Annotated in this window: 11 protein-coding genes; 4 read left to right on the plus strand and 7 right to left on the minus strand. The window is 37.1% G+C overall.

What is annotated here, in order from left to right; genetic code table 11:
• Positions 1–37: 37 nt before the first annotated feature.
• Both QFZ72_RS20735 and QFZ72_RS20740 read right to left on the minus strand, forming a co-directional pair.
• Positions 38–1,666 carry a M14 family metallopeptidase gene (locus tag QFZ72_RS20735; protein ID WP_307437206.1) on the minus strand — a complete coding sequence of 543 codons (1,629 nt, stop codon included), beginning with the start codon at positions 1,664–1,666 and terminating at the stop codon, positions 38–40.
• Between the two features lie 296 nt (positions 1,667–1,962).
• On the minus strand, positions 1,963–2,883 hold the full coding sequence (locus QFZ72_RS20740; protein ID WP_307437209.1) for a patatin-like phospholipase family protein: 921 nt from the start codon (positions 2,881–2,883) through the stop codon (positions 1,963–1,965).
• Positions 2,884–3,008: 125 nt separating this feature from the next.
• Here QFZ72_RS20740 and QFZ72_RS20745 point away from each other — a divergent pair, with 125 nt between their 5' ends.
• The gene (locus tag QFZ72_RS20745) at positions 3,009–3,191 is read left to right on the plus strand and encodes a hypothetical protein (RefSeq protein ID WP_307437211.1); all 183 of its coding nucleotides are present in this window, start codon (positions 3,009–3,011) and stop codon (positions 3,189–3,191) included.
• A 56-nt stretch (positions 3,192–3,247) separates the two neighbouring features.
• Here QFZ72_RS20745 and QFZ72_RS20750 read toward each other — a convergent pair whose 3' ends face one another.
• The gene (locus tag QFZ72_RS20750) at positions 3,248–3,475 is read right to left on the minus strand and encodes a hypothetical protein (RefSeq protein WP_307437213.1); all 228 of its coding nucleotides are present in this window, start codon (positions 3,473–3,475) and stop codon (positions 3,248–3,250) included.
• A 407-nt stretch (positions 3,476–3,882) separates the two neighbouring features.
• Between QFZ72_RS20750 and QFZ72_RS20755 the strand changes: the two genes are divergently transcribed.
• On the plus strand, positions 3,883–4,017 hold the full coding sequence (locus tag QFZ72_RS20755; RefSeq protein ID WP_307437214.1) for a hypothetical protein: 135 nt from the start codon (positions 3,883–3,885) through the stop codon (positions 4,015–4,017).
• Between the two features lie 211 nt (positions 4,018–4,228).
• Here QFZ72_RS20755 and QFZ72_RS20760 read toward each other — a convergent pair whose 3' ends face one another.
• The 4 genes from QFZ72_RS20760 to QFZ72_RS20775 all read right to left on the minus strand — a co-directional run bounded on the left by QFZ72_RS20760 (position 4,229) and on the right by QFZ72_RS20775 (position 10,444).
• Positions 4,229–5,773 carry a GxGYxYP domain-containing protein gene (locus QFZ72_RS20760; RefSeq protein WP_307437216.1) on the minus strand — a complete coding sequence of 515 codons (1,545 nt, stop codon included), beginning with the start codon at positions 5,771–5,773 and terminating at the stop codon, positions 4,229–4,231.
• Between the two features lie 12 nt (positions 5,774–5,785).
• Positions 5,786–6,934 (minus strand): glycoside hydrolase family 76 protein, encoded by a 1,149-nt coding sequence (locus QFZ72_RS20765; protein ID WP_307437219.1) that lies wholly within the window; start codon positions 6,932–6,934, stop codon positions 5,786–5,788.
• A gap of 588 nt (positions 6,935–7,522) precedes the next feature.
• Positions 7,523–7,702 (minus strand): small acid-soluble spore protein H, encoded by a 180-nt coding sequence (locus QFZ72_RS20770; RefSeq protein ID WP_252204575.1) that lies wholly within the window; start codon positions 7,700–7,702, stop codon positions 7,523–7,525.
• 354 nt (positions 7,703–8,056) lie between these two features.
• A complete protein-coding gene (locus QFZ72_RS20775) occupies positions 8,057–10,444 on the minus strand; it encodes a M14 family zinc carboxypeptidase (protein WP_307437224.1) in 2,388 nt (795 codons plus the stop codon).
• Between the two features lie 200 nt (positions 10,445–10,644).
• Here QFZ72_RS20775 and QFZ72_RS20780 point away from each other — a divergent pair, with 200 nt between their 5' ends.
• A complete protein-coding gene (locus QFZ72_RS20780) occupies positions 10,645–10,926 on the plus strand; it encodes a VOC family protein (RefSeq protein ID WP_307437230.1) in 282 nt (93 codons plus the stop codon).
• A 206-nt stretch (positions 10,927–11,132) separates the two neighbouring features.
• Positions 11,133–11,756: a LysE family translocator gene (locus QFZ72_RS20785; protein ID WP_307437232.1), complete on the plus strand. Its 624-nt coding sequence runs from the start codon at positions 11,133–11,135 to the stop codon at positions 11,754–11,756.
• Positions 11,757–12,056 lie beyond the last annotated feature (300 nt).

The raw sequence follows: 12,056 nt of genomic DNA on the forward strand, positions 1-12,056 counted from the left end.
GGAATGTTTATCCCGCTGCTTTTTTTGTTTTTCCCCCTTACTTCAGCTTCTTCCCGTCAAACATAAACCTGTAGACCGGCAGCTCTTTTCCAACTTCAGAGGGAATGTATCCAAATGTGACATAGCTGTCAATCGATTCCGGCTCTAAAGAGAGTGACAGCAAGTTGTTTTCTGGCTGTGCAGATAAGAATACATAAGTGCCTTTCGGGAACACGACATCTTTCTTTTCAAGCTCTGTCTGTACTTCTACAAGCTGTTTGCCTTCATACTTCTCCGTGTACTCTTTGCTTGTTACATCGTAGGCTTCAACTGAAAGCTTCATTTGCTTTGGCAGCTGGAACCCTTTCAATCCCTGATTCTGAAGCTTGGCAGCAATTTCTGCCTGTTCAGGCTTCAGCACATAGGCTGTCGGGCGTTCTCTCGTTAACGTCGGTTCTGCTTTTGTTGCGCTGAAATAGTTCACTGGAATATCTTTTACAGTACCTGAAGCGATATCAATCATTTCAAGTGTTTGATTTTCAAGCTCAGCTGCTTCGCTGTTTACGATGATTGGATCTTTATCATTAGGAAGCAGCCCTTTTCTAACAAGCTTTGCCCGTTCTAAGGCAACTGTCGTTTTTACCTTTTTCGCATTCTCTGCGGTCTGCCTTAAAATATGCTCGTGGGTCGCGATTTGAGCGGCAACACGGCGGCCGAAATCTTCTCTTCCAATGGCAATTCCGCGGCTCTCAACTAAAAATGAAAACGATGTCTGCAGGCCAAACGAGTTCCGTCCAATGCGGGGTTCAGTTCCCCCTTCAAGAATGTCGATCTCCCCGTTTGTTACACCAGTTGTATAATAGCGGTCACCTGTAAAGCCCTTGTCTTCTAAAGTATTTAAAGTCGGATCTATATACAGGCTGTCGGACATTGTGCGGATTTTTTCAGGAATGTTTAAGTTTCTTCCCGATAATAGGAGGATATCATGATACTTTAGCAGCCCATCCTCGCCGAATTGATCAAATGAACTCGTATACGGGGAGTATTCATGCGCATCAATCACAACTTCAGGCGTAAATTTGTTAAATTCATGATGAATTGCCTGTACCTCTGGAGACTCAAGCTTTACATGGTCCCGGTTTCCATCAAGTCCGTTTTGCAGCTGACGTTTGAAATTGTACGAACCATCCGGATTCACTCGCGGAACGACAATGACGTTAATTTTATCTAATACCTCGTCTCCAAGATCACCTGTCAATCGGCTCGCAATCGCCAAAATAGATTCTCCGCTTGCCGGCTCATTGCCGTGAATCTGACTTTGAATCCACACAGTTGGTTTTCGTGATAAATAACTAGGATTGATTTTTTGATCTTTAGTAAAATAGAGGGCCGGTATTTCAAGGCCATTTTGTGAAGTGCCAATGTTTTTCACTGAAACGTATGGACTCTTCCCTTTCAGCTCTTCTATGTAATCAAGCATTTCCTCCTGAGTTGTAAATGCTTCTTCATCTTTCACAAATGCAGGTGTTCCATCCGTTGCCTCTACCTCAGGAAACAGAGGCCGTACCTGTTCAGGCTGGCTGTAATCCTTCCCGTAATAAGGTGTTTCGGCACTGACTGCTGGGGCTAATAAAAAACTGGCTGTCAGTAATACTGGAATTGACCTTTTCTTAAGAACCTTTTTCATGGACTGCCTCCTCTTTTCTATTATGAATCTAATGATAGAGGAAAGAATAATTATTTTCAAAAAATTGAGAATAGTTTGTTGTACTCATAACATTCGAGACTTACATTTGATATACGTTAATTAGGATAAAAGATGCAACGAGTATTTCGCAAATCGAAACATTTATAGAAAGAATGTCCCATCCTCTAGAGGATAATTTATTGATTCTCCCCCTATAGAATCATTTTTACAAGGCAAAAAAAAAGCTTTAAAATCAAAATGATTTATAGGCTTTTTTTATTTCAACCATATTTGGTCTAATCTTTTTTATTTTTTTTTCGTAATTCTTTATATTTCTCAAAATTCCAATTTTCTAAAAACGCCTTTGCTGATGAATATCCTGATTCATAAAGAAAATCTATTTCTTCATCTTTCAGCTCAAAATCTGTTGCAGTAATGCCTCCTGTTGGAATTTGAATCGTCCTTCCCTTTGTTTCTTCTGTCAAATGTCTGAGATCATGGGCCTGCAGCATGGTTTTAAAAATATTTTTAAATAGATGAACAGGTGTCGGGATCACCGCACCCATCTTAATCTCATCCTTCACAAACAGAAAGCCAAACGTCGGAAAGCGGGGTTCATCTTTTGAATCAAAAATCCAAATGGGAAAGTTGCTGAGCAGCCCGCCATCTAAAATATAAGATTTATATCTCGATTTTGATTTCCATATGACGGGCCGAAAAAAAAACGGAAGGGATGCACTCATCATGACAGCGGTTGATATTTTCAAGTCGCTTCGGGTCATGTTGTACTTTGTTAAATCATCAGGTAATATGAGAATTTCACCATTTGATACATCAGAAGCAATAATCTTCAATTTATTTTCAGGCAAATCAGCAAACGTCCTGATGCCTTTTGCGGCAAGAAGAGTGTCCACCCATTTTTCCAAATAATCATTCTTGTAAAATCCTAGATGAATCATAAGCTCAAACAGGCTTCCGACAATCGGAATATAGTTCAGAAATGATTTTCCTCTAAATTTTGAGACATCCATTTCTTTCAGCAAATCACGAATTTCATAGCTCTTATAGCCGCATGCCAGAAGTGAAGCGATTACGGCTCCTGCCGAGGTCCCGGCAAGCCTTTCCCACTCTACTTGTTCTTCCTCCATCGCCTGGATCGCTCCCGTGAAAGCAATTCCCCTCACTCCACCGCCTTCAAATACGGCATCTGCCTTCATTTGCTGTCACCCCGCATGTTAAATTTTCTTACTCTTACCTTCAAGATTCTATTTGAAAATTCCTGTTCACAATGTTCAAATGATTCATTTCACCCAATTTAATAAGATGAAGCAATTTTTCATACATGATTCGTGAACGAACCATTGCCCTTCAGGAGGCAGCTCGAACTCATAGTTGTATTTGGGATAGAATCATGTTTAATCAGCAAAAATCAATTCAGGCTATCGCCATGCATCATTCTCAAAGAATGACAGGTGATCATATCCAATTGACTTCAGTACTAGTCACCATTTTTAATAAGTATTAGAAAAAATCAAAAATAGTCTTTTCCGGACCAATATAAAAAAGATCCAGTACATGTGACTAGATCCTCTTTTTAACATCTTCTTTTAGTGATTCAATCATATTGTCTGATAAATTTGCTGGAATGGATGTGCCATCTTCGAAAACCCAGGAATTAATTATTTCAAGGTCTGCTTTTTTAAAAGTAACACTATATTCTTTATTATTGTGAGTAAAATCAGCTGTCACCGATTCTTCGCCATTAAACCCGTCATCAATAATCATGTTATTTATTTCATATGGATTCACGATGTAATCTCCTTTTTATCGTTCTCTTATTATGTATATAGAATGAACTTTAAATTGTTGTTTATACACTTTTCCGACCAGTCTGCCCAGATTCTCAAAATTAAAAAAGCAGCGTTACCCTTTTCAAGGATTGGAATATTCAACATTCCTTAACAGAGCCTTTAATAAACCTTTAACAATCCTTAATAAAGACTGTCCGATTTATTAATAAAATGCAGTTAAAATATAAATAGGTTGGATAGCAAGAGTGGCTATCATGGTATTTGGCGAAGGAGGAGCCAATACTTTTTTTATGATAGAAAAATGATTCAGCCGATTGAAGATTTGGCAGCATTTTTCTTAAATGCATGGTGAAACCTCTAGTTGTGCATATTAATTTTTAGAATAATTGGAAGGGGTTAATCACGATGAAAAAAGGAAAGCAAAATGAAAAGGACCGTGCGGAAAAGCAAGAGGAGCTGCAAACAATTAATGATATTTCAACCAGCGAAAACGGACAGCCGGTCCCTCAGCCTAAAGATTACGATGAAATTGAGTATTAAAGTAAAAGGAAAGCCCGCGATAAATGCGTTTAAATCAATTCCTCAGCACCGAATTCAAGGGACTGCATAAGAAGGCTCATACCTTCTTTTAGTTTTTCTTAAGAGATGGATCTACGAAAGAGAAAGCTTTTAATCTCATACTGAAAAGATTGTGAAAGAAACGAACTAAGATTTAAAGAAAGGTGCCATGTTTATCGGCACCTTCCATATGTTAATGGGTTACATTCTCTTTAATGAGGGACGAAAAATCTTCTGGTGTCACGACCTCTACATCTGAATCGAGCTGTTCCACTACGGTCTTCACATCGGAAAGCGACTTGCTCCATGCATGTACCAAAACGAGTGTGTAGCCTTGTTCACTTTCAGGATTTCGCGGTGCTGAATTGATGCTTTCTATGACACTTTGTTCATCTGCACCAACAAGTCCGCTCCATAACATTTCTCTGGCAGATATGATCGGCTTATCGTTTGACCAGACAATTTTCCCTTTATGGGTGTCATACCTTGAATATTCAAGGTAAAACAAGGCGTCTATATTATTCTGCGAGGTATATTTGTTCCAAAGAGATTTATTTTCCAGTGAGTTGAAATCAATAATTTGTGCAATGTGCAGATCTGTTTTACCCATATATTGATTTAGCTTTTTTACATGCTTATTTAATTCCTTCTCTGGATATTGACTCGGATACATATAGCCTGTTCCAGATGGTCCGACTACAAATTGATCAGAGTGCTCTCCCTCTGAAGCGCTTTCATAATACCAGTTCATAACTGAAGGAGCCAGTTCAGAAAGCAGCGGGGATATTCCCCAGCCCATATTGAAGGTGCCTCTTTCTTTACTCGAAAACCACCTGTTGTCTGATTGAAAATCACCGAGAAGCCACTGGACATTATCTCCATCTGTCATCAAAAATGTAACATAATGGGTGTTTTTGTTTGCCTCCCGCTTTGTATCAGCTGTTTTCTGCTTAAGAGGTCCGGTTTTAATAGTTGATAATATCGATAGATTAGAAGCATGGTCAGAAGGAATCGTAAATACACCGGCTTTTGATGATGGAGATATAAATTGATCCTCCCCTGAGGATGCATCTCCCCATCCAAATGCTGTTGAATCTTTTTTAAGTCCCTCCATTAATTCAGAACGGAAAGGCGAGTTTCCGTCATAAAAAATCATCGACTTTTCTTTCACTGCAAAATCTCTTAATTGGAAGGCAAAATCCTCTTTTTGTTCAACAATTTTATCCTTCTTAAATTGAGGCCAATAATGATCCTTTACCCATTTTTCATCTTTGCCTCTCACATCCATTTTTTCTTTTAAACCATAAAATTCTGCCTTGCTCACAAGACTTTCCTCAACCGCAATTGCTCCGGTCACCCCAGCTAAACTTGTTGCGGAATTGATCGAATCATCTCCTTTTTTAAATAGAATATAGTCCTTTATTTTAGATTTCTTCACAAGTTCCCAAGGATTGTCCGTATAAGAGTATGGGATGCCATAGTTTTCTTCCAAGTCCTTTAACCATGTTTGATACCCGCCATAATCGCGGTCAAGGTAAAGCTGAATTTTTGAGTTTTGCTGAGCCAATAAGCCTTGAAGAGTGGCAATCATTGTCGCTTCTTCAGCCGACATTTCAGACGTTTTGATTACGTAAATATGCTCCGGATACTGTGCTTTAGCTGTTGTATATAGTGGATGACAAGCCATCATGATAAGCAGTATGGTCATCCATGATATAATTTTTTTACGATTATTCATAAAACACCACCATTAAGCTTTTTTCCGGTAATCTTTTTTCTTCCAGGCAAGCGAAGCATAAATTTGCACCATAGCTGATTGTTCCAGAAGAGTAACAGGATGTTCACCGTCAAATTTAAATAGTCCTGTTTCAGGGTCTCGATACTGCTCCCAGACCTTGTCTGCATATGTTTGCATCGCATGGGAATATTCTTTGTTTTTTGTTTCTGCTTCTAGCAATAAAAGGTTTTTAAAGAAAATCGCATTGAATCTCGCTGGCTGTTTATACAGTCGCTCTTCTTCTTCGTAATAGGCTAAAGCTGCATTTGCAATGCTTTCTGCTCTTGTCAAATATTTTTTCTCATTCGTAATACGGTATAAAAGAACATTCGCTCCAATCATTACACCCTGGTTGTAGCTCCATTGCGTTTTTTCAATCGTTCCCGCTAAATCAATATGATCCCAAAAAAGCCCGTTAGGTGCGAGCATGTATTGATTTGTCCAGTCATACATTTTCTTTGCCCATTGAAAATAATGAGTCTTGCCTGTTATTTCATATAGATGGAACCCAAGCTCGGCCCCTGGAGCATTTGACACTGTATTCCGATCGCTGCTCCAGGCTGCTTGTGTCCAAAAGACACCACCGGAAGCAGGATGTGATGAATCATTGTCCCATCCATAGACTACAAGATTAAATATTTCTTTTGCTCTTTCTAAATACTTCTTGTCATGAGTCATTTTATAGAGCTGAATAAACTCAAGACCAATCCATTCATTATCGTCATAAAAAAAATCTCCCCCATGTCCATACGGAGCAAGGACATAAGAGTCATAGCCTTTTGGCTGTTTTTCTTCGTTCCAATACAGTTCAAGCGCATCTAAACGGTCTTGTACATCATCTTCATAATCTGAACCTATCTTTGGTACTCCTGATAAGTCAATGGTTCCTGCCATCGCTTGAGAAAAAGGCCAAACATAGGAATATGGATTTCCGCTTTGATAGGGAAATTCCTCTAAATACAATTTTGAATCTTTCTTATAAAAGTAATGCTGCAGAGACTCATATGATTGAACGGCTCTTTCTGCATTTTGAGTTTGATGCTGCTTTGCCTGAACCCTCATTGGACTAAAGATTGATAAGAAGATGCACAATGTAATTAGCAGACTAACAATTGATTTCATAAGAACCTCCTAAGTAAATTTAATTGAACAGGCTAAACCTTTTAACCTCCTTTCATTAGATTGGTGCATTTTCTATGAAGAAAAAACAGCAGATCCCTTAGTTTCTGCTGTTTACATTCTCGATTGATATGTTGTTATATAGATAGACATGAAAAATATAACAATATATATCTATATATCGATTATATATAATCTGAATATTTCGTCAAAAAGGAAATAGGTCTAATTTGAAACATGGATAAAAGATCCATTTCTAAAAAAACCTTCGTTACTTTTCTCCTATTAGACGACGTAAGGAAAACAAGGGCTATAACTTTAATCATATACCAAGACTCCAAAAACGATTATTCCTATAAAATCAGGTTAATTATCAATAATTAGCATGAAACTAAACTGACCAGATAGTTGATAAAAGAAAGAAAGCTGCCTAAAAGGCAGCTCCAATCTTTACTAACGCAATTCTTTAGTTGAAATAAGATTATTGGACTAGCGTATTCTGTCCTGCAATACTGCCTTGTGCGTTTCATTAATTTGCTTCCATCCTGATAGCCGCTCGCCGAACACATCGAATGAACACGCTTTGAAGATTTAATGTTCTTTTAAGTTAGACAAAGGAACCACTTGTTCATTCTGTGGTTCATCAATAGGATAAATTCTAGCTGTTTCATTGTTTTCATCCACATTCTGAATATAGATTGGAGCTTCATTATAGGTTACATTAGCCATAACTGGTGATGCAGCAATCTCTTGTGCACGTTGTTTGTTCATATTAAGACCCCCTCTCTTTTTATAACGATCAAGTCATAATGTTAACTTCAAACAATATAATTATTCTTGTTATTCAACATAATAAAGATTTAATTGTTAAATATGGTTACTCACTAGCAGGGTATTTTCGGCAACTTTTTGTTTTTCAACTAGGGGTACCGCCACATGCCCATAAAGCTAAGGTAAATAATTACCCCCTAAACCAAAAAAAATTTATACTAATTAATCCATCTGAATTTTTGTGAAAACCTCTGAATGTAAGTTAAATAAACCATTAAACCGAACATCGGAAACTTTGATTTATAAGTCTCCAATATTCGGCTAATAGTTTAACTAATGAGTCAAATCCTTTTTTTATTTTTCAAAAATAGCATTTGAAAGGAGTCTAAAGAGATAGTCTGTGTGATCACGGAATCCTGGCTCTAACCCGATTAATATTACATCTTTATCTTGTTCACGAACCATTACCGGTTGTCCTTGAGCTTTAGCTCTGGTAGTACCTACCCAATGTCCAGCTACAAAGAAATCGGATGAGTCTTTATAAGCAGCTAATATTTCATCGTTATCAACTCCTGCTCCTGAATACCATGCAGGACGATAGACAAAACCTATGTCATCTTGATCATAACCAGCTGTTACTCCATTACCTTGATAGTTCACTTTCACGATACCGTTACTGTTACTGCCTCCAGCTTCGATCGTATCATCTGTTAAACCAAGAGTTTTAGTAGCTCTTGATGCGCCAGTCCCGATTGCAATGTATTTCCCTCCTTCATTCAGATAGGATTCTACATTCATTTTAAAGGATGCCAATTGTTCTTCATGTTGGAATCCAAATTCTTTATTTGCAGCACTTAAATTCGTCGAAATAAGATTTTCAGTACCACTGTAGAAAAAGACGTCATACTCTTTTAATCCTTGTTCAGCAACCTGAACAGGAGTAAGTTCTGTTACATCAAAACCGAGTCGTTTTAGCGCTAGCTTTGTACCAGAATGAGATTGAACTTTTCCCATACCGCCGTCTTTTAAAATGGCAACTTTTAAGTTTTTAACAATTGTTGTATGATCTGGGATTTGCTCAGTCTCAATTTTGAGTCCCGATTCCTTCACAGCAGAAGAAATTTTATTTGCTTCTGCTTCTGTGTAAAAAGTACCTTCTGTATCTCGTTCAACACTAATTCCTTGCTGAAGTAAAGTATTTACTAGATTAACAGCCTTTACAGAGCTATTCGGGATAAGGAAAGGACCTTTACCAGAAATGGTGCCTTGTGTTGTTACTTGGTTAACCCTTTTAGAAGCAACATTTACACTAGTTTGAGTAGCAATTGCTTCAAAGCCCCATAGCTCTGGTAAACTCCATGCAGAAATATCATACATAGCAGGTGTATCGTTTGAAATATCTTCGCCATCCCATAGCATTGTATTTACTAAGCCCGCTTTCGCTTGATCCATTTGGACAATGTATGTACCTTTCGGATAGATTATTCCGTCCACATCGAATGATTTAGATGCTTGTACAACTTCAACATCATTTTTGAGTAAATGGTTAACAGCCTTTTCGGTTACTGTCGAGTCATTGTCATCAACTGGCAGGATGTATGCTTTCGGGAAAAATCCTTCCTCATGCGCAGGGTGCTCAAAATTAATTCCCCGTTTAAACATTTCAATTTGATCTGTAATCATTTCTTCTTTATTTTCTGTTGCAAATTTTAAAGCACCCATAATCGCGTCATATTGCCACTTAACTCCATCTTCATCATTAGTTGGTGCTTCTAAAGTATGTCCATATGCTCCGTGGTACATTGCATACATAGGTGCGAAAATAGGGGGATAATCATCCCAACCTGCTGCATCGTTACGTTGTGGAATATAACTTCCTTCCATCGTCTTGTATAGACTTCCTCCATATTCACTCTGATTTCCCATGATCTCAGCTTCCATTGCTTTTGCTTGATCCAATGCCCACTTATTATACAAATCATATTCATAGTTCGGGTTGTGTGGAGGTGTACAAGGTTCGATTAATCCTTGCAAGTTAGGACCATAGTTTTTAACATATCCGTGTGTATCTAAAAATACCATAGGATTCCATTCTTTTATAAGTTCAACGGTTTCCTGTGTTTCTGGCTGTGACTGAGTGATAAAATCACGATTTAAATCAATCCCTTCACTATTAAAACGAGTAGCATCAATCCGGCCATCTGGATTTTGGACAATATTAAAGATTAAAATATTATCTGCTAAAATGTTCTTTGTTACCTCATCATTATCCTTTGCAAAGCGCTCTATTAGCTGAATTATCGCATCTGTTCCTACAAACTCAGTGCCATGGATGGAACCATTGATCATAATAGGAACTTTAAAGTCTGGATTTTTCGCAATCCACTCTTGAGCTTTTTCGGGGTTTTTGAACATTTGTTTTCTAAGTGCTTTATTAGGTCCGAATTTTCCTTGAGTAGAAGGATCGGCAATCGTAACAACATATAGAGGGTGACCTGCAGCTGATGTTCCCTTTATTTCAACTTTTACTCGATTTGATTGTTTTTCAATCTCTGTTAATTTTGTACCGATTTGAGAAAATTTCATAAAGTTATAGTTTTCACTATTAAATAAACTTCCATTCTGTTCCTCATATTGATTTACATTTACCCATTTAGTAGATTCGGCAAGAGCAGTAGACCATGGAACGGTTGTAAGTAAGCTTACTGCTAAAAGACCTGAGATTGCTTTCTTGTTTTTCATTAAATAACCCCCTTCAAGTATGTAAGTCTCTCTAACATGTTATTAATATTATATTTTTTACATAATAATTTATTTTTCAGAATTGTACAATAATTATATAGCACTAGATAAATTAGAGATTAATAGTCTATAATAGGGCATTATTTCTGGATTTTATCATTACGTTTAGATTTGATAGATAAGCTAGAACTAGATATTGGGTGACTCTTGGTTTTCATGGATTTACGAACGCAAAAGAGACAATCGTTGAATTAGTAGACAAAAAGGATGATCTATTCCAAGAAGAGGGAAGGGTTCATCATCTCGCATTCACTGTTAAAGATATTGAATCCGAAATTGAACGCTTGAAATCTCATAATGTTTCATTTGTGAATCAAAGCATAAATACACTTCCTAATGGTTCTAAATATATCTTCTTTTATGGACCTGATAGGGAGAGAATTGAATCCCTTGAACCATTAATAAACGGATCGGATAGCTAGTATGGATTGATATACTTTCCTTTTTTATCGCTTAAATGCATATCATTATGCTTTTACAAAATTCAATAGGCGAAAAAACGATAAAATAACACATACCCTTAACTAATGCCTCCTTAAGACTAAGTAGATACTTTACTTTAGTTTTGGAAAAGATTAGATTTATAATAAAATGAAAATTTATTTCAATATTTGGAGGACCTGAGAAAATGGACTTAATATTAGTATTATCCTTTTTAGGAACGGCAATCTTTCTTACTTTGATGCCTGGTCCTGACATCCTGTTTGTAATTGCCCAAAGTATCTCACAAAATAAAAAAGCTGGTATAACAACAGCACTAGGGCTTTGCTCAGGACTAGTCATACACATATCTGCAGCGACCCTTGGCATTTCAGCAGTGATTTATCAATCAGCGCTGGCTTTTGCAATTGTTAAATACGCCGGGGCGGCTTATTTATTGTTTTTAGCTTGGCAGTCTTTTAGAGAAAGAGAATCTGATTTTGCAATTGGTAAACAGAATTCTTTAAACTATAAATCATTGTACAAAAAAGGTATTTTGATGAACATTCTAAATCCTAAAGTATCCTTATTCTTTTTAGCATTATTACCTCAATTTGTTGATAAAACGTTGGGGCATGCATCAATCCAAATGCTTATTTTAGGAATTATTTTTATGGTACAGGCTTTAATCATTTTAATAGCAGTTAGTGTATTTTCGGATAAAATACGTAATCTACTATTAAGAAAAACGTTTATAGCAAAGAGAATGAACGTCATAAAAGGTTCACTGCTGGGCTTTATTGGATTGCAAATTGCGTTTAGTGAAAAATAATGAAAATCCATTTTTCAGTAAGAAAGGACAACTCTAAGAGTTGTCCTTTCTTACATTTCTTGTTTTAATTTTAGGCTGTTTTCTAAAAGATTGTTGCTCTCTGGATAAAAAACTAACCACTTGTATTTTATGGTGAAATATAAGTGGTTCTTATTCAACAAACGGGGCAGGTTAGCATTCCTGTAGTCTAAAGTTTTTTTGAGGGTTTGTAAAAATTCGAAAGTTGATTAGAACGTAGGGCACTCGCTTTCCGCGGGCGGTCCGCCCTCGGAAAGCGAGTGCGCCTGTGGGGTCTCCCTT

It is taken from the genome of Bacillus sp. V2I10 (genome assembly GCF_030817055.1).
Taxonomy (GTDB): Bacteria; Bacillota; Bacilli; order Bacillales; family Bacillaceae; genus Bacillus_P.